Origin of the sequence: Sphingomonas sp. ABOLE, from assembly GCF_003950455.1 — a bacterium.
GTDB classification, from domain to species: domain Bacteria; phylum Pseudomonadota; class Alphaproteobacteria; order Sphingomonadales; family Sphingomonadaceae; genus Sphingomonas; species Sphingomonas trueperi.
This window is the reverse complement of the sequence record NZ_QQWY01000047.1, coordinates 1-18,763: the sequence shown is the minus strand read 5'-3', so window position 1 is coordinate 18,763 and position 18,763 is coordinate 1. Positions and strand designations below refer to the sequence as shown.

18 protein-coding genes are annotated in these 18,763 nt (G+C 61.3%); 14 read left to right on the top strand and 4 right to left on the bottom strand.

The window, feature by feature from the left end; genetic code table 11:
• Positions 1-4: 4 nt before the first annotated feature.
• From CA234_RS20930 to CA234_RS20875, 12 genes are all read left to right on the top strand, one after another.
• A complete protein-coding gene (locus CA234_RS20930) occupies positions 5-385 on the top strand; it encodes a hypothetical protein (RefSeq protein WP_126002660.1) in 381 nt (126 codons plus the stop codon).
• A complete protein-coding gene (locus CA234_RS20925) occupies positions 378-1,058 on the top strand; it encodes a TrbI F-type domain-containing protein (protein ID WP_126002659.1) in 681 nt (226 codons plus the stop codon). Before CA234_RS20930 ends, CA234_RS20925 begins: the two co-directional genes overlap by 8 nt.
• A gap of 64 nt (positions 1,059-1,122) precedes the next feature.
• On the top strand, positions 1,123-1,584 hold the full coding sequence (locus tag CA234_RS20920; RefSeq protein ID WP_241213613.1) for a S26 family signal peptidase: 462 nt from the start codon (positions 1,123-1,125) through the stop codon (positions 1,582-1,584).
• Complete coding sequence (gene traW / locus CA234_RS20915) at positions 1,581-2,219, top strand: type-F conjugative transfer system protein TraW (RefSeq protein ID WP_126002657.1); 639 nt, start codon at positions 1,581-1,583, stop codon at positions 2,217-2,219. Before CA234_RS20920 ends, traW begins: the two co-directional genes overlap by 4 nt.
• A complete protein-coding gene (locus CA234_RS20910; protein WP_126002656.1) occupies positions 2,219-2,491 on the top strand; it encodes a hypothetical protein in 273 nt (90 codons plus the stop codon). The genes traW and CA234_RS20910 overlap by 1 nt, the downstream gene beginning before the upstream one ends.
• Positions 2,492-2,780: 289 nt before the next feature.
• Positions 2,781-3,980, top strand: a complete 1,200-nt coding sequence (gene traU / locus CA234_RS20905) for a conjugal transfer pilus assembly protein TraU (protein WP_126002655.1) — start codon at positions 2,781-2,783, stop codon at positions 3,978-3,980.
• A gap of 13 nt (positions 3,981-3,993) precedes the next feature.
• Positions 3,994-4,758 carry a type-F conjugative transfer system pilin assembly protein TrbC gene (trbC, locus tag CA234_RS20900; protein ID WP_126002654.1) on the top strand — a complete coding sequence of 255 codons (765 nt, stop codon included), beginning with the start codon at positions 3,994-3,996 and terminating at the stop codon, positions 4,756-4,758.
• Complete coding sequence (locus CA234_RS20895; protein ID WP_126002653.1) at positions 4,755-6,515, top strand: conjugal transfer protein TraN; 1,761 nt, start codon at positions 4,755-4,757, stop codon at positions 6,513-6,515. Before trbC ends, CA234_RS20895 begins: the two co-directional genes overlap by 4 nt.
• 31 nt (positions 6,516-6,546) lie before the next feature.
• Positions 6,547-6,909 (top strand): hypothetical protein, encoded by a 363-nt coding sequence (locus CA234_RS20890; RefSeq protein ID WP_066721864.1) that lies wholly within the window; start codon positions 6,547-6,549, stop codon positions 6,907-6,909.
• Positions 6,910-6,925: 16 nt separating this feature from the next.
• Positions 6,926-7,774, top strand: coding sequence for a conjugal transfer protein TraF (locus CA234_RS20885; protein ID WP_164521900.1), 849 nt, complete (start codon positions 6,926-6,928; stop codon positions 7,772-7,774).
• An 89-nt stretch (positions 7,775-7,863) separates the two neighbouring features.
• Entirely contained in the window at positions 7,864-9,252 is a 1,389-nt protein-coding gene (locus CA234_RS20880) for a conjugal transfer protein TraH (RefSeq protein ID WP_126002652.1), read from the top strand.
• A 17-nt stretch (positions 9,253-9,269) separates the two neighbouring features.
• Complete coding sequence (locus tag CA234_RS20875) at positions 9,270-12,107, top strand: conjugal transfer protein TraG N-terminal domain-containing protein (protein ID WP_126002651.1); 2,838 nt, start codon at positions 9,270-9,272, stop codon at positions 12,105-12,107.
• Here CA234_RS20875 and CA234_RS20870 read toward each other — a convergent pair.
• From CA234_RS20870 to CA234_RS20855, 3 genes are all read right to left on the bottom strand, one after another.
• Positions 12,104-12,313: a hypothetical protein gene (locus CA234_RS20870; protein ID WP_126002650.1), complete on the bottom strand. Its 210-nt coding sequence runs from the start codon at positions 12,311-12,313 to the stop codon at positions 12,104-12,106. The two genes, CA234_RS20875 and CA234_RS20870, sit on opposite strands and share 4 nt — an antisense overlap.
• Before the next feature lie 1,029 nt (positions 12,314-13,342).
• The gene (locus CA234_RS20860) at positions 13,343-13,654 is read right to left on the bottom strand and encodes a chromosome partitioning protein ParB (protein ID WP_126002649.1); all 312 of its coding nucleotides are present in this window, start codon (positions 13,652-13,654) and stop codon (positions 13,343-13,345) included.
• Positions 13,647-14,399 carry a ParA family protein gene (locus tag CA234_RS20855; protein WP_241213612.1) on the bottom strand — a complete coding sequence of 251 codons (753 nt, stop codon included), beginning with the start codon at positions 14,397-14,399 and terminating at the stop codon, positions 13,647-13,649. Before CA234_RS20855 ends, CA234_RS20860 begins: the two co-directional genes overlap by 8 nt.
• Positions 14,400-14,953: 554 nt before the next feature.
• Between CA234_RS20855 and CA234_RS20850 the strand changes: the two genes are divergently transcribed.
• A complete protein-coding gene (locus CA234_RS20850; RefSeq protein ID WP_126002647.1) occupies positions 14,954-16,174 on the top strand; it encodes a PD-(D/E)XK nuclease family protein in 1,221 nt (406 codons plus the stop codon).
• A 94-nt stretch (positions 16,175-16,268) separates the two neighbouring features.
• Positions 16,269-16,946 carry a recombinase family protein gene (locus CA234_RS20845; protein WP_206431267.1) on the top strand — a complete coding sequence of 226 codons (678 nt, stop codon included), beginning with the start codon at positions 16,269-16,271 and terminating at the stop codon, positions 16,944-16,946.
• 712 nt (positions 16,947-17,658) lie between these two features.
• Here the strand turns inward: CA234_RS20845 and CA234_RS20840 are convergent.
• Positions 17,659-18,285, bottom strand: coding sequence for a hypothetical protein (locus CA234_RS20840; RefSeq protein ID WP_206431266.1), 627 nt, complete (start codon positions 18,283-18,285; stop codon positions 17,659-17,661).
• Positions 18,286-18,763: the final 478 nt, after the last annotated feature.

Sequence of the window (18,763 nt, the reverse complement as noted above, 5' to 3'; positions counted from 1 at the left end):
CGACATGTCGCTTGCACAGACAGAACCGAAGGTGGTGCATCTGCACCTCAGGCGTCAGCCAGCGAAGCCCGACTATGGCTTCGTCGCCTACGCTTTCCTCCACTTCGCCGGCTTCATCGCCACCACCCTTCTCATGACGATGGGCGTCTTCGTGCTCGCCTTCCTCGCGATCGGTGACTTCTCGATCGACGGCATGATGCACCACCTGGCAAATCTGTCGTCGCGCTACATCGCCGCCGACGCGGCCCGCGTCGCCAGCTTCAAGCTCATGATCGGCAGCGCCGGCATGCTGATCGCGCTGGCGATCATGTTCTTCCGCCGCGGCGCGATACTGCCGCCCCGTACCCCAGCATCCTCGCTCGCAGGAGGCCAGACCCATGTCTGATGTGATCGGGAGCACCGAGCCCGCTGCTTCGCAGTCCCCGTCCGCGACCTCCGCGGTTGAGGTCAAGCGGGCCCGGACCGTCTTCGCCGGCTACACGGCCAGCCAGCTGCTTCTTGGCCTCGTCATCCTCGCGCTCGCAATCTGGGCGATCTGGGTCACGCGCACGCTGATGATGCCGCGTGAACAGCACATCGTCCGCGCCGACCTTTCGCGGATCGTCGGCGAGTATGTGACCGCGCAGTCGCGCACGCTCACCCCGCCCGAGCGCGTCCAGAGCGAGATGAAGCAGTTCATGTCCTCGCTCGATGCCGAGCTTGGTCGGCGCGGCGCCAAGGGCCAGGTCGTGCTCGTCGGCGAGGCGGTCCTGTCGAAAGGCGTGCCGGACATCACCGACGACGTAGCGAAGGCGGTGTACGCCTCTGGCGTCAATCGTCCGAAGCCTGCCTCTGAGGCTGAGCTGCGCGCGGCGATCCAGCGCCAGCAGATGCAAACGGGTCAGCAGGCTGCGCCGCAGCAGCAGCTCGCCCCGCAGATGCCCGCCCCTGCAGCTGCGGCACCCGACATGAGCGGCTTCGCACCGGCGCAGGGCGCGCCGGCAGCGACAGCGCCGTCGAACGGACCTGTCGGCGCCGCCATGCAGTCCTTTGGAGGCCCCGATGCCGGCGGCTACTGAAGCAGCTGCAGCTGCGCCTCAGCGCTGGCGGCCCCGCAAGCACCTCTGGGCGGCGGTTGCGCTCATGATCGGCGGCACGGCCTGCTACCAGGGCATCAGCGCATGGCGGGAGGAACACGCGTTCCTCATCAACCGCACGGACTCGCTGCCGGTCTGGGCCTTCTGGATCCACAAGAACCACATGCCGCAGCGCGGCCAATATGTGTTCTTCAAGCCGCCCGCCACTGCGCTAGTCATTCGACACTTCGGGAACAAGCCGGAGATGTTCGGCAAGATCGTCTACGGCATGCCGGGTGACACGGTGACGCATCAAGCCGCTGACGTCTTCGTGAACGGCAAGCTGGTCGCGCACATGAAGGCGCTGACCAAGGCCGGTGAGCCGCTGACCGCTGGCCCGACGGGGAAGATCCCCGCCGGCTGCTACTATGTCGGCACGCCGCACAAGGACGGCTTCGACAGCCGATATGCCGAGATCGGCTATGCGTGTGCCGGCAAGATCATCGGTACGGGAGTGCCGATCCTGTGAAGCGCGCCCTCGAGTCTGTCGCGATCGTGGCGCTCCTCTCGGTGAGCCTCACCTCGTCCATTCACGCCAGCGATCATGGAACGATGGGGCAGACCTTCCCCATCATCGAGCCCGACCTGCTCGCGACCATCGAGGGTCGTCTCAAGCACCTGCAGGCAACCGGCGAGATCGACCGCATGAATGCCACCTTCGCCAAGCGCGCGGAGGCGAAGGTTCGCCGCCCCGTGCCGGTGGCCGGCATCTCCCGCGCAACCGAGGCGCGCGTGTGGGACTATGATCCGTCCGTCTCGGTCGATCACGACGTCCGCGACACCAAGGGCAACATGATTGCCCGCGCTGGGCAGGCGGTGAACCCGCTCGACTTCGTGACCATGCATCAGGCTCTCGTCTTCGTAGACGGCGACAGCAAGACGCAAATGGCCTGGGCGACCGAGCGCTACAGCGACCTGAAGGCCAAGATCATCCTCGTAAGCGGCGCGCCGCTCGAGGAAATGACCAATCGTCAGCGGCGCTTCTACTTCGACCAGGAAGGTCGCCTCACGGGTCGGCTAGGCATCCGGCACACGCCGGCAGTCGTCGAGCAGGCGGGGCGCGTCCTGAAGATCTCCGAAATCGTCCTCAAGGGAGCCGACTGATGCCCCTCTGGCTCGACATGCTTCGCACGCCCATGGCAGCGCCCGAGACCCGTGCCCTGCGCGCTGATCGCCGGATCTGGCAGGTGCTTTGTGTCGCCTCCGCGGCGACTGTTCTCCTGATTTCCCCGCTGACGAAGCTATTCGGTAGCGCCGCGGCGGTGCTGGTGGGAGCGCTACTCGCAATGACGGCCATCAAGACGGTCTTCTACCTCGCGCGGAAGAAGTCGGCCGACGACCGCTATCTCGACGTGGTCACGGAAGATGGGCTGTGAACTGGCACGTCGATCCTTCAGATATAGTCTCGATGATCGTGACCTTCGTGTCGGGAGCGGTCGTCCTCATCAATGTCGCCGAGCTTCGTCGATCATGGGAGGCGCGGAAGTGAGCCGTCCCCGCCATCCTACGAACCTTGCTGAAGCCTTTCCGCATGACGGACTTCGCCTCGTACGGGACGAGCTCGTGGCTGAGGCTCCTCAGATCCGCGCCCGCACTCTTGCTACTAAGCAGTGTGGTGAAGTCGCGGTGATATCCCTGAGCCCCCTTCTGGTCAGGTCCATCCCAATGCACACCCGCATCACATCTACCGTTGAAAATTTGAAACAATATCGGCAGAGTACAAAATACACATCCAAAAGGAGCTGTGACTATGATTCCACAAATCAATCCTTGGGCAGCCCTAACCTTCGTGGAGATTTTGGTAATATCTGGAATATTCATTTTCTTCGCGGCGCGCTTGTACCGTTAAAGCAGCTCCGCAACCTCCTAGTCGTTTTTCTCGCGATTTTCGCTGGCGCGACAATCGCCCCGAGTGCCCGCGCGCAGGTGACGACCTGCAGCGGCCACTTCGTGAACCCGATCACGGATGTTTGCTGGTCGTGCCTGTTCCCGCTGTCGATCGGCGGCCTGTCGATCTGGCCGAGCACGCGCCCCGACACCAGCAACCCGGCCCTCCCGATCTGCGCGTGCGGATCGCCGGTGCCGCGAATCGGCATCGCCGCCGGCTTCTGGGAGCCTGTCCGCCTCGCCGACGTGTCGACTAAGCCCTGGTGCTTCGTCTCACTTGGCGGCGCCAAGATCGCGCCCAACTTCAACATCGGCAATGGCTACGTTCAGGGTCCTTCGCAGATTGGCGGTAAGTCGCAGAGCACGTCGAAGTGGCACGTCCACTGGTATATCTACCCGTTGCTCTACTGGATGGAGATCCTCACCGACTTCATCTGCTTCGAGCAAACCAGCTTCGACATTGCCTACATCACCGAGATCGATCCGCTCTGGCAGGATGACAGCCTCACCACGATCCTGAACCCCGAAGCGGTCCTTTTCTCGAACCCCATCGCGCAGGCCGCGTGCGCCGCTGATTGCATTGCGGGCACGGTTGGCCTGCCCCTCGATCCGCTCTTCTGGTGCGCTGGTTGTCAGGGCCCGATGTACCCGGTGAACGGCAATGTGCCAGCGCATGTCGACCATGTGCAGGCCTCACGCCTCGCCCTCACCCGCTTCGCCTTCAAGTTGCACCGCGAGGGCTTGGCCTGGGGTACGATGGGCTCGGCGGGACTGTGCAACAAGTATCTGATGCCGGTGCTGCGCAAGCAGCAATACCGCGTCCAGATGACCAATCCGATCCCGACCGTCTTCGGTCCCGGATCCTGCGGGCCGCTCGGCGGCTCGACGCTGCTCCCCACGACAGGTCGTGCCTTCCCCGTCATCGGCGAGGACATGGGCTATCTCGTGTGGCGCAAGCGCAACTGCTGCGTGCTTTGAGGAGACACCAGACATGCGCCGCTTCCTGATCGTAGCAGCTGCCCTCGCCGCCGGTGCCGGCATTCAGGCGCTCGCCCAGAATGCCCCGGCGGTGATGCAGCAGGTCCAGGACCTCGACGTCAACGCCATCCAGAAGCGTGCCGCCGCGATGCAGGAGGATGCGGCCAAGTTCGCCGAGCACGTCCGCAATCGCGGCGATGCCTTCCGCCAGGAGGCGCTCGAGATGCAGGACAAGCTGCCGCAGACCCTGACCAATCTGGCGAAGGCCGATCTCCCGCGTGGGCCGGAAGGCGCTTTCGACTTCAACGAGATCATCAAGGGCGCGAGCCAGAATGCGACTGCGACGCGGGGCCAGGCTCCGCAGATCATCGCGTTCGCTAGTCTCTCGATGCCCCCTGAATCCCTCCGGCGCATGATCGCCGAGACGACCAAGGCCGGCGGCATCGTGGTGTTCCGCGGCTTCCCCAACAACTCGCTGAAGGACTTCAGCGCGGCGATGCGGAACGTGGTGAAGAAGGAGGATCAGCTCTCCAACGTCGGCATCGATCCCCGTCTCTTCCGCGCCTTCGACGTGCAGGCGGTGCCCGCCTATGTTGCGGTGTCCTCCGACTTCGACCTGTGCTCGGGCTTCTCCTGCCAGGACAAGCTTCCGCCCTATGACCGGATGACCGGCAATGTGACCGTCCGCTATGCGCTCGAGACCTTCTCGGATGCGCGCGGACCCGGTGCCGCGGTCTCCAAGATCGCGCTGGCCAATATGGCGAAGGCCGGGTCGTGAAGCGCCTCGCCCTCACCCTCCTGATCTCGGTTGCGCTCGGCTCGGCCGCCGGCGTCGCCCAGCAGTCCGCGCAGACCACGCAGCAGGCACGCGATGAGGGCAATTCTTTCGGCAAGGCAACACGAGCCGGCGCGGACAAGCCCACGAACGGGATGGAAAACCAGGTGCCTGGCTACGCCGGCACAAACCTCCCGCAGACGGGCTATTTCAGCAACCCGGAGCAGCTGACGACGGACGGCGCGATCGCCGCGCAGGGCAATGAGACCTTCGATACCGTCATCGACAAGCAAGGCACGCGTGCGCAGTTCACGAACAACGAGCTGATCGACACAACCAAGCGGGCAACTGCGGTCGAGCAGGATCCGAACAGCTATCTGGGCGGGGAAAGCCTTGGCGGTTCGCAAGGGACCTGCAAGCCCCTTCCCCCGGGTGCTGGCCAGAAGGGCTATTACGAGGCGACCTGTAACCAGGGCTCCAAGCCTGAAGAGCGCCAGGAGAGCTGCACGAGCCGGATCGAGACCGAGGTCAAGAACACCGAGGAGTTCAAGTACCTGGTGGTGCCGAGCAACGCCTATGGCACCCCCCTCACTCGGCAATCCCAGGTGGATCCTCTCGTCGCCTCCGGCCAGTGCCGCGCGTCGGGTGCCTCCTATGGCGGCTGCACAGCGCACGACATGTTCGGCTTCGCCCGCAACAAGTTCTGCGGCGACTTCACGGCGCGCGAGTACATCTGCAAAGCCGACTTCCCCGAGATGGCGACCTTCAGTCCGAGCAAGACCGGCTATAGCTGGTATGCAAAGCAGGGCACTAAGACGGTCGACGTTCACCGGACCACCACCTGCGGCGCGCTCGACGGCGACCCAAACTGCACGGCTCAAGGTGCGGAGGTCTGCACCGAAGGCCCCGAGACCCGTGTAATCGAGGGCGTGTCGGTTACCCAGAGCTGCTGGGCCTGGTCCAAGCCTTTCACTTGCCAGCGCATCGTCAAGGCCAGCGACTGCAGCACGCTCGATGCCGATCCCAAGTGCAAGTTCCTCCGCGACGAGTGCCTGGATGATCCGCAGTCGGGTGCCTGTCAGGTAAACCAGCGCGTCTACAGCTGCCCGCTGCCCGATGCGCCGGCATCGGGGCAGAGCGAGTATATCTGCGGCAACGACGTCTACTGCATGAACGGCAATTGCGAGCCGATCGAGCGCGAGGCCTCGACCGAGTTCAAGGACGCGCTGGTTGCTCTCAACGCCCTTGGCCAAGCCGGTAAGGAGTTCGATCCGGACAAGCTGACGGTCTTCACCGGCGAGCGCGACACCTGCAGCAAGCAGATCTTCGGCGCCTCTAACTGCTGTTCCGGCAAAGGCGTCCCGCTGCTCACCCCGTGGCTGTGCAGCTCGGCCGAGAAGGAGCTGGATAAGAAGGACGACAAGGGCCTTTGCTACAAGGTCGGATCCTACTGCGCGTCCAAGATTCTCGGCGTCTGCATCACCTCTCGAGATGCCTATTGCTGCTTCGGCAGCAAGCTGAGCCGGATCCTGCAGGTCCAGGGTCGTCCCCAGATCAACAAGCCCTGGGGCAGCCCGAAGGACGAGCAGTGCAAGGGCTTCACGATCGAGGAGTTCCAGCGCCTCGACCTGTCGAAGATGGATTTTTCCGAGGTCTATGCCGAGTTCACCGAGGCCGTGAAGCTTCCGGATGAAGTCCAGACCATGACCGACATCCAGAAGAAAATTCAGGACTATTATGACCTTAACACCGGCAAATGACCTGCCCGTGGCTACACCGCGGCACCCTTGCGTGATCGACCTGTCGGTGCTCGAGCTGGCGACCTTCATGCGGGTTTACCGCTCGGGGAAGCCCAGCTCGGCCGAGGAGATCGCCGCGACGCTGAGCATTTGGTTCCGCTGCGACATCATCGGCGCGGATCTTCGCGACATGCTCGTCGGCATGGTCAGTCGCGGCTTCCTCGCCAACCATGCCCGCGGCTTCGTCCGCGCAACCAGCCACGGCCGCCGGCATGCGCGGCCGCATCTCTACGGCGTCGTCCAGATGCTCGATTCCGGCACCAAGATGCTCGACGCGGCCGTCATGCTCTCCCTGGTCGGCATCGCCGCCCACGAGCTCGACGGCGAAATCGACAATGAAACCATCGTTGATTGAGGGGAAGGATCTCTCGATGCGCAAACTTGTGAGCCTCACTTTCGCCGCCCTGATCGGGCTCGGCACGCCGATGCACGCTGCCGCTCAGACTGAAGAGCCCGAGGCCCAAACGGTCGACCAGGACAGCGCCGGCGCCGGCGACGTCCAGCAGGGCGACGACTTCTATTGCCGCGAGCGCCGCCTCGGCCAGTGGTTCTACTGCGAGCGGCCGAAGGTCGATAAGCCGAAGCAGCAGCAGGCGGCTCCCGCTCCTCAGAAGACGGCAACGGAGCAGCTGGCGGCGATCGGCAAGGAGCTGGACGAGCTCAAGGCCCGCGCGGTCCTCAACCCCACGGAAGAGAACATCATCGCCTATGTTCGCTTCCAGCGCGAGCAGCTCGACCGCGCCTCGCTGTTCTCCGACACCTGGCAGCGCGCCCTGTGGCAGAACCCCGACATCGACTACACGCTGCAGCGCCCCGTCTCGACGGTCGGCAAGCGCGCGTGGACAGATAACCGCAAGGCAGATCGCACGCAGGCCCTGCAGCACCTGAGCCAGCGCTACGGCATGTTCTACTTCTTTGCGCAGTCCTGCGGCGCCTGCGAGGTGTTCGGCCCGATCCTGCGCTCGGTCGCCGACAGCAACGGCATCGCCGTGATGGCCGTCTCAATGGATGGTGGCCCAAGCAAGGACTTCCCGAATTACGTCGTGGACTCCGGCCAACGTGCGAAGATGGGTGTCCCTGGCAATGTGACGCCGGCGCTTGTCCTCTTCGACACCGCCACCAAGCGCACCGTTCCGATCGGCTACGGCATCCTCACTGCCGACGAGATCATGGACCGCATCTTCACCCTCACCCAGACCAAGCCCGGGAGTGACTACTGATGCGCCCTCCCCTTTCCCCTCGCTTCCCCTTCCTCCGCGCCTTAGGTCGAAAGCTGTCATCGAGCGTCGCCGCACTTGCGGCGGCTAGCATGATTCCCGTTGGGATCGCCCGCGCCGACGTGGCGGGTCAGATGAACAGCTTCTTCAACGACGCTGGGGCAGCGGCCAACGCAACTGGTCCGTCGGCCTACCAGGGGCAATCCGCTGGGTACTACACCGGGGGCAATGTCTGGACGCGGTTCCCACAGAAGAGCGTCTCGCCCTTCAACCTGCAGCTGCCGAGCGCCCGCGCGGGTTGCGGCGGCATCGACCTGTTCACCGGCTCCTTCTCGTTCATCAACGCCTCTGAGATGATCGCCATGCTGAAGGCGACGGCGAACAACGCCCTCGGCTTCGCCTTCAAGCTCGCGATCGACAGCGTCTCGCCGCAGATCGGCAAGGTGATGAGCGAGTTTCAGCAGGCCGCTCAGCAGATGAACCAGATGAACATCTCATCCTGCGAGGCCGCGCAGGGTTTGGTCGGAGCGGTCTGGCCCAAGATGCAGGGTGCGCGCTCGACGATCTGCACGGCGGTCGCCAACTCTCAGGGCAAGTTCAGCGATTGGGCGCGATCGCGCCAAGGCTGCAACGCGGAGGGACAGCAGGACTCGATCCTCGCCGGCAATAACGATCCTACGATGGCCGACCACATCCCCGGGGAGCCGAGGAATTACACCTGGGAGGCCATCAAGCGATCCAACAAGTTCGGCGGCTACGATCAGAAGTTCTCCGAATACCTGATGACGGTGGTTGGCACCATCGTGGTCAACACCGCGGCTACGGGCAGCGGCAAACCAGCGATCAGCTATTTCGGGCCTGGTGAAGACGCCGTGGTGACCGCCCTGCTCGACGGCACGGACGGTGGTGGGCCGAAGGTCTACGTTCTCGCCTGCGACACCGAGGATAAGTGCCTCAATCCGACCCAAGCGGAGCTGAACTTGCCGAAGTCCGGCGCGCTACGGCAGCGCGTAAAGGACATGATCGCTTCGATGAATACCAAGATTCGTTCGGATCAGGCGCTCAATACGGCGGAGATACAGCTCCTCAACATGTCTCCCCTGCCCCTCTACAAGATCCTCGCCGTGCAGGCTTTCGCGCATGCGAAGCTGGATCCGTCTTCCGAGGACGCGCTTGCGGAGATCGTCGCCGTAAGCCTCCTCTCGGCCATGATCGATAACATGCTCGATCGTGTGACGCAGGCGCAGGTCTATTTCCAGCCAGCGGACCAATCGACCGCCGAGACATGGCGGCAGCAGCTTCGCGAGGCGCGGGCGAAGTACGAGCAGCGCGAGTACAAGATTAAGGACACGGTGCAGATGACCGAGATGATCATCAACCGCTCCGTGATGCTCGAGTCTACCCTTCAGAACACGCTCTCGCCGGGCATGGCCGCCGCGCTCAACTTCTCGCGCGGCCTCAATGCCCAGGGCCTCAAATAGGATCGGGAAGGTACGCCATGCTCGAGGTGTTCACGATCGGCGGCGGCGAGTACATCGTCAACGTCTTCAATGCGGTAGCGGCTTGGACCGGCGGCGGCGGATACAAGTCACTGATCAAGGTCGTGATGGTGATCGGCCTGATCTACTCGCTCATGGCTGTCGCCTTCTCGATGAATGTGCGCGCTTGGCTCAACTGGTTCCTGACTGCCACCGGCATCTACCTCTGCCTCATGGTGCCTACCGTCCAGATCAAGGTGACCGATCGGATCAACCCGTCTCTCGCGCCGGCAACGGTTGCCAACGTGCCCCTGGGGCTCGGCGTGATGGCCAGCTTCACGAGCCAGGTCGGCGACTACCTCACTCGCACGGCCGAGACCGTGTTCACGATGCCATCGCAGCTGAACTACTCGACCAATGGTATGATCTATGGGGCGCGGCTGTTCGATGCGACGCGCAATTTCCAGATCCGCGACGCCGAGTTCGCGACGAACCTGCAGCAGCATTTCAAGCAGTGCGTCTTCGGCGACATCATGCTGCATCATAAATCGCTCACTGACCTGGCTAACTCGAAGGACCTGTGGGCGGATCTCGGCCCGGGTTCGGAGGCGCGCGGCCAGTCCTGGCTTGAGCGCGATCCCAGCGGCGGTGGCGTAGATTCGGCGATCGTCACCTGCCAGCAGGCATACGAGATGCTGAGCGCACGGTGGCAGCCGCTCATCGAGGCGCACGCCGGCCTTTGGGGGAAGGAAGCCTACCCTCGCCTCTCAACCGCCCTCGCAGCCCAGAAGCTTAAGGAGGACGTGCCCATCACCAACACGGCCTTCACCAACGCCAGCTCCGACTACACGGGCACGATGCGGCAGATGACCGCAATCAACGCCTTCATGCAGGCGCGCGACGCGATGGCGGGGGGATCGGGCTCGGCGGCGATCGACACCTTCGCTACCACCCGCGCGGACATTCAGGCCCGTAACACCTATAACTCGATCGCCTACCAAGCGATGAGCTGGGTGCCGATCCTCAATATCGTGTTGACCGTCGTGTTCTATGCCATGTTTCCGGTCATCTTTCCCCTCTTCCTGCTGCCGCAGACCGGCGTGGGATCTCTCCGCGGCTACGCAACCGGCTTCTTCTATCTGGCGTCCTGGGGCCCGCTCTACGTTATCCTCCACATGATCTGCATGACCAAGGGCGAGTATGCCGCCCAAGGCGTTGCAGACGGCGGCGTGACGCTGAGCACCTTCGCCGGGATTGGCGCGGTGAACGCGGAGACGGCGACGATCGCCGGCTTCCTGGTGATGAGCGTGCCGTTCATGGCTGGTGCGCTCGCCAAGGGTGCCATGAGCGTCTCGACGCAGGCGACGTCCATGCTCGCGCCGGCGCAGAACGCAGCTGAGGCATCTGCCCTCGAGCAAACGACGGGCAATTACGCCTACGGCAACGTCAGCTACGCGAATTCGACCTCGAATATGCGCCAGAGCAACCAGTGGTCCGACGCCCCCACCTATCAATCGGGGGAGAGCATGTTCACAGCGCGCGCGGCCAACGGAGCCTCGTTCAGCGCAACGTCGAGCGGCGCCCTGGTCACGGACGCAACGGGGGCCATGTCCAAGTTGCCGATGAGCGTCACGACTTCCGAGGCGTATGTCGCCGAGCAGCGGCAACAGGCGAGCATGCTAACCAGGGAAGCGCAGAGCCTCCGCAACGAGGCAGCTTCCATTCGAAGTCACAGCTTTGGCACCCGAGATGTCCGGTCCAACAGCTCCGAGATTACCAGCGGATCCGAAAGCTCGCATGGCGCACAGGCTGGGACCAGCTTGGAGGCAAGCGATCGGACGAGCGGTTCCACGTATGACGGTCTTGAGGATCGCTCTGCGGTCACCAACAGCCTCCGAGAAAATAGTTCGCATCAGCGCGGCGCGCAGGGCACTGACAGTACCGATTTCGGCGTGAGAGCGGGGCTTGGCGGTGCATCGGATCGCGCAGCCGCCGGCGCCGGCGGCAAGCCCTCGATCGGACGCAGTCTCGCCGGTTCTCTTCCAGGGGTGTCTGCGTCTAGGACATACAATACGCAGCAATCCGATCGCCTCGAACTTCAGAACCAGCGGAGTCGAGGCGTCGAGGACAGCAACTCTACGAGCCAAGGCTCTCGCAACGAGCACGCGGTCAGCGATAGCGCCTCGTCATCTTCGGGCACCTATGAACGAGATGGCGTGTTCTCACGCGCTTCCACCACCACGAGTTCCTCCCGGAGCAGAGAACAGGCGGAGAGCCTTGCACAGTCCTACGAGCGCCGCGCTTCGCAGATGGAAGAGAAGGCGGCTCAACTCTCCAACGACGCGAGTTGGGCTGAAACGCATGGCATGCAGATCAGCGAAAATCTGAGCCAGGAACTCCAGGATTGGTATCGGCGTGAGGCCGCAAGCCTACCCTCTGGCGTGGAGGCGCCAGGCCTTCATGAAACGTCGCTTCGAGCTGATCAAAGGCAGATCCGGGACGGCTTGATCTCCAAATTCTTCGAGCAACGCAGGGCCGCAGTGTACGACCTCGTGGGCGATCGTCTCGAGGAGCCTGACCTTGTCCAGCTTCGTCAACCCGAGGTGGCCAATGAGAAGGATGTGGTCGGCCAGCACCGCGCTGCGACCACACTCGCGTTGCCGACGTCTCATCCGGACATGACGGCGGCCGAGGCAGCAAAGACTCGGATCAAGGCTGGAAGAGAGCAGCTGGCAACCGATCAAGCGGGCTCAACAGCCGCGCGTGCCGGCCACGTGATCGGTGGATCAGATGTTCGGCAGCACGTGGAAGAGGACCTAAATCGAGGTTTCTTCAACGATCCAAAACTGCGTCGTTAGGCTCGAATAGCAAAAAAGGCGAAAGCCACCACAGCCGCCAGCAACGCATATGCGAGGAAGTACCCGATGGCCCCCCCCCTAGTCACCTCGCCGTGCTCGTCGGTGATTAGCTCGATCTGCCCGTATTCATCCGAATCCTTCGTGATGAAGTGGCGGTCGCCATCCGCGGTCGGCACTGACGACATGATCGGATCGTATACACGCATGAGGAATCTCCTGCGCGCTTATCTCACGATGGTTTTGTCGTGACAACCTATTCAAGGAGCCCCTGCCCCATCCTCGGAGAAAGGTTTGATCACGCCACGCTCGCTTTCTCATGGTTCCTGGCTGTCGCCTTGGGTCTAATGCCTGTAGCCGACAAGATCCTCGGTCGTGATACCTCTCTGCTCACGCCTGGTTCGGCCGTAACCGTGGTGGCGGTTGTCTCCGCCCTCCTTCTCAGAAGGCGATACCCTTGGGTGCGGCTCGTCCTGCACATCTATGGTCAGATCATGATCTGGTTGTCGCTGAGCTGCGTTGCGATCGCGGCGACCCTCTTTTGGGGGCGGCTCTAATGATCGGGGTGGCCAAAACGGCGTTCGCCCGCTCGACGGACCGCCCCCCGGGGTCATCAAGAGTCCCTCCGACACGGAAATTCTTGTGCGGTGCGGTTGGATCCCGATCGGCCGGAACCCGTGCGAAGCGGTCCGGCTGAATCTCCCGTCCTGCGGTCGTGTGGAACGCCGGGGGATCGAATAAGGAACGTAAGGTGATTTTCTTCTTGGCAGAATGCTCGCCGAGATTCATAGAATCAGGATGCCGATACGTCCTGAAAATCGTTGGCTCTACCCGATTGATTGGCCCGAGCTTTCTAGCCTGATCAGATTTGAGCGTGCGAAGGGCAGGTGTGAGCGCTGCCGGCGCCCGCACCTCAAAATCATCGAGCACCTAGGCGATGGTCGCTGGTTTGACGCCAGCGCGGTCGCGTGGCGCGATGGAGCTGGTGCTCGGGTTCGCGTGCCTGACGTCGAGGAGTTGCCAATTTATCGAACCAAGGTCGTGCTCGCCTGTGCGCACTTGGACCACGACCCGACGAACAATCGTCGCGAAAATTTGGCCGCCCTTTGCCAAAGGTGTCACATGATTCACGACGCGGACGAACACCGTCGCCAGCGGTGGTCAAACCTTCACAGGCGTCGGGCGATCCGGGATTTGTTCGCTCCCGCGCTCCCCTGGTAGCAGGCGGGGCGCGAGCACTACCCCCTGCCCCGCTCGGCCAAATACAGTGCCCAAGCCTCTTCGATGATCACGCCTTGCGTGACGCCGCGGCGCTGCGCCTCGCTCGCGATCTCATCGGACACTTCCGGCAACACCTTTGCGTGAATCTGGCCGGTGCGTGGGCTTTTCTGTCGACCTCTCCTCCCCGTAGATGCAGGCACCGGCTCGCGCGGGACAAAGCCATGGCCTTGCGCTGCAGCGTCGGCCGCCGCGACGGACTGCTCGTCGCGGCCCTTAGGTTTGGACCGCAAACGGCCAATGTCGACCTTGAAGGGGGCCGCTTCACTCATCGCCCAGCTCCTTCATCAGACGGTTTAGCACGGCCTGCGAGAAGGCGCTGGCGTTCTTGCGGGCCGCCTCGGCGTTGCCTTGGTTCGGCATCGTGTAGAGATCACCACCGAACTCGAAGAGTGCCGAGAAGGCCGAACGTTCCAGCAGATCGGGCTCGATGATATCGATATCCTGCTCCCGCAGCGAAGCTGCGATGCCGGAATGTTGTTTCGACCGCACTGTCTTCGTCATCGTGAACACGATCGACAGGGGAATCGAACGACCAAGCGCCTCCTCCTCTTCCTGGATCAAGGCAATGGTTCGAGCACCGATCGTAGCGTCGAGCGTCGTGGCTCGCATAGGGGTAATTACAAGATCCGCTTGAGAGATCGCACGAGACATCAATCGCGATGCGATCCCCTCGAGGTCGACAACCACGACCTGGCCGTCTTTGTCGCATTCCTTGATCGTTCGAATGATCGTCGATTCGGTGACGTCCGCAATGACGTCAATTCTTGGCGGCTTGGCGCCGCGCGAGGCCCACAGGCTGACGGAACGATTGGGGTCGCAGTCGAGTAGCGTCACGCCGACACCCGCATGGGCGAGCTCTGTTGCGAGGATGACCGCTGTTGTACTTTTCCCGGCGCCGCCCTTTGGTGAGGCTATCGCGATTGTTGGCACGGTCGTCCCTTTCCTAATCCGGTAAGTGCGCCAACCCGGTAAATATCGAAACCGGATTTTCCGTGCGACCGGATAGCGCAACATATCTGGTTTTGCAACCAACCCGGTAATCGCGATAATCCGGTCATCACCTAGATCCGGTAGGGGCGGAAATCTGGTATGCCGTAAAATCCGGTTTATACGCTTATCGGGTTTTCACAAATATCCGGTTTGGGACATTATCCGGTTATCTGCTTCACCCGGTAATCCTCCATACCCGGTGATAAAGGTTATCCGGTTATTGCGCCTTCCAACCGAGCATAAATCCGGTAAGATATCAAACCCGGTAATTGTTACCGCTCGCAGCACGCCGATCATCTGATGGGCGCGAAGGCGTGCGGATCATCGAAGGTCGAGAGAACCTCTACGGCTTCCCCCGGGTGTCGGCATCCCGTCCTGAGAGCTCCAAGGGCCCGGCCAGGCCCGCTTACAATCTCAAGGTACTGGACCGGGTTAGGAAACTTACCCGGTCAACACAATTACCAGATATTTCAGTGCTACATGCTTCTCACGCTATGGGATCGAACAGCGGCCAAATGAGAGGCGGGTCTCGAAGCACGTCCCTCGACACCAAGGAAGCCCTCGGTAATAGTCGCCGAATGGCAACCGCGATCGAAGATAGCCTCAGTCGTCTTTTAGATGACAAGGAGTTTTGGGTTGTCCGGGAGAGGGTCACGCGCTTCAATCTTTTTGAGGCGATCGGAGCGGTCAACGGGGAGCTTCGCCACTCAAATTTCCTCGCCTACGTCTTATCGCCTGGCAGACCTCACGGACTCGGTTCGAAGCCACTCGAGGCACTCCTCCGCGTGGTGCTAGAATCCATCCAACACGACAGACGACCGCTGAGTACGCTCGAGCTTCTCGTGACCGACCTCGATGACGCGATTGTTCACCGTGAGCGCGACAGCATCGACCTTTTGATCGAGCTCGACGCCTTGAACCTTGTCGTCGTTATCGAGAATAAGATCCGAGCCAGAGCAGGGGAGGGCCAACTCGCTCGCTACCGCGACGTCGTTGCGAACAGATACCCAGCGGCGAGAAAGCTGTTGATCTTTCTAACGCCCGACGGACACGGGCCCGATCATCCTGAGTATGTCGCCGTGAGCTACATGACGTTAGCCGGCCTTCTAGAAGACGTGATCGACCACTCCGCACCCTCTTCGGCAACAGATCTCATAATCCGCCACTACGTCGACATGATCAGGAAAAATATTGTGGACGATGAACACCTTCGCACCCTCGCAGGGAAGCTCTACGAGCGACATGCCGAGGCCTTAGATTACCTGTTCGCGAACCGTCCACGTGGCGCAGGTTTGATCGAGACTGTTGAGCAACAAGTTCGCAGCTGCGAGGGGTTGGTGATCGATTCGACGGGGGCCTCTGTGCTTAGATTTTCCCCTGAGGAGTGGGACAAGGGCCTTCAATTCAGAGCGGACAGCTCCTCGTGGTCCAAGACGGGGAGGGGCCTTCTCTTCGAGGTCAAAACCTACCCGAATAAGCCCGGTAGAGTGAACGTCTCCCTGATAATTGGCCCAGGCCCACAGGATGCCCGACACGCCATCTACGAAGAAGCTAAGGGCCGTCCAGATCTCTTTGTGGGCCTTGTGAAGCCTATGGGCGCCAAGTGGGCCACCATATTCAGCCGCGACCTGCTCTCCGCAGAGCGCGCAACGACAATGTCAGCTGAGCAGCAGGCCAATAATCTCAGGCTGGCTTGGTCCGACTTCCAGGCAACCACGATGCCCGCGCTGATCGAGGCCGTTTCCGAAATCGATGGCAATGTGGCGAACCGCATCGGGAACGCGCATCTGGCCAAATAGGATCGGTTTGCGTAGCTAGGCCACGTAGGTACCGTTCGTGACATTAATGGCCACCGCTCGGCGCCTAGCCATCTAGGGTATACCCAAAGGAGCCATGTTGGATCCCCGCTCTCCCACCGTGCGCGGTGCCCGCGTATACCTGCGCGTAAGCACAGATGAACAGGACCTTGCGCGGCAGGAGACGATTGTCGCATCGGCTAGGGAAGCCGGCTTCTATGTTGCTGCCGTCTACCGAGAGAAGGCTTCCGGAGCTCGTCCGGATCGACCAGAGCTTCTGCGTCTCGTCGATGATCTGCAACCTGGCGAAGTGGTCATCGCAGAGAAGATCGACCGGATCAGCCGACTACCACTGCCTGAGGCGGAGCTGTTGATCGCAGCGATAAAAGGGAAGGGGGCACGTCTTGCTGTCCCCGGGATCGTCGATCTGTCGGACCTCGTCTCGGAGAGCACCGGCGTGGCGCGCATCGTTTTGGAAGCAGTCCAGGACATGCTTCTCCACGTCGCGCTGCAAACTGCTCGCGACGATTATGAGACCCGCCGCGAACGACAGCGAGAGGGCGTCCAGATCGCGAAGAGGGCGGGGCGGTACAAGGGCCGAAAGGCAGATATCGCTCTGCATCATCGCATCTTGTCTCTCCGAGAGTCAGGCATGAGCATCGCTCGGACGGCGGAATTGGCAGGTTGCTCTGTCGCGCAGGTAAAACGCGTCACCGCCATTGACCGGAGGAAGAAAGATGAAGCCTCCGCCGCTCACACCGTTGTTACCGACTGACTATGGATCAGCTGGCAGTCCGCGTCGGAGCCATATACCGCCTGTCCAATTTCGCCCGCCGTAAACGCCCAGCTTAGTGACGCACGTTTTCGGGAGAGCCAAAACCGACCGAATCTGCTCGGGCTACAGCGTAGACGTAGCCCTCGCAGTGGACTCCCTTACAGCATCCTCCCTCTGCTTTACCTCGACATCAAACGGCAACTTCACGGACCAACTTGCTGTCAATATACAGTAGGCCAAATATCCCACGAGGGGAATGAAGACTGCTGAACCCGTCTGAACAACCAGACGGAGTGCTCCGGCAAGCAACACACCGTAATACGTTGATGCATAAATCATGCTTAATACGAGCGCAAATTTCCTTAGCGTTTCTCCCCTTCGAGCTAGGAATCTTCGATACCGCACCGCGTATCCGGGCACCCTCAAGCACGACCAGATCATTACTGATAGAAATATGAATGCCCACCAGACAGAGACACATGCTTTAGAACTAGATGATGCGATAAAGTAAAATCCCCAGAATCCGGTCCCCGGCAATAGAAGCGTGATCACCATGACCGGGAGTATGGATCTGGCCAAATCACGTAACAAATCAATCGCCCACTCGATGACGTCATCTTCCCGACTTTCCCGTTCCACGATATCTCCAGATTTAAGCAAAAGGTGACGCCCTTGCGGCTGAGGTAAGTGTCGTCCGCGACAGCCCAAGCGGCTAATACTTTTCATGATTCATCAGGGACCGTAAATGCCGTGCTTCCGACGCGAAGCTGCTTGCTCGGCGAATGTCGTCTTTCATATCCTCGATCGCGAGATGAGCGTCGGGATCGCTGAACACCTTTTCGACTTTTCCAACCAGACCGAACAGGTTCCAAGCGGCGATCAGAATCAAATCTTGGATAGGATCGTCAAGGAAGGCATCGCCGACAGCCTTCGTTCGGCCCGAGGCGCCATACCAGTGAGGGTTTTTCATAAAGCTCGGAGCAGAACCTGGCCCGGAGGGTACGAGATAACCATGTACTAGGCTATTGCGATACTCGCTCAGATCCCTCGCAGCCTTAGCTCCTACTTCTAAAACTAAGTTGGCTTTTTCGGATAGCTTAGCATTGCCGGCGCCAAGCATTTTAAATTGAGCTTCAGCGCTCATCTTTTCGGTAAATGGCCGAACGCCATCAATAGGTTGCTCGCTGAGGGTCCATAAGGCGCGCTCAAGCGTCGTCTCAAAGAGACCGTAGGCTGCCACAAATCCGCCGATCATCATCAGGTGCCTTGGCTGAAGGCCCAGCATCATCAAACGTCCCTGGATATCCAAGGATTTAGCTGGATAGTCATACGCCATCATCGGCCCCGCTCTTCGATCACGCGCACTTGGCGCGGACTATTGCCATTGCTTCATAGGCATCATAGCGGCACTGGAAAAATCAAGCGAGGCAGCGTGGATATCCCTGACCGTCCCCTCTACAAGTTCCTGAGCGTTGACGGGAACCTCGCCCCCACGTGGCAGGATCGGCTTGCGGCCCTCCTCAGTGGAAAATGCTACCTCCCGAGCGCAGCTGACTTCAACGATCCTTTCGACTGCCTCCCCTATGTTGAAAAGCCGGTCACGCCCCGTCAGCGCGCAGAGTGGAGCGATCACATGGTGCCGTTGATTGCCGACGCTGTGCGACAGCAAATCCCGGCGGACTTTGCGCACTGAAGCGTCCCGGGTTTTCCGGAGGCAGGCTCAATTGAGTCATGCAGCCATATTGAGGTTCTCAAGGGCTGCATAGTAATTGGCTTCGGCTTCGGCAGGCGGAATGTAGCCGATGGGGCCAAAGAGG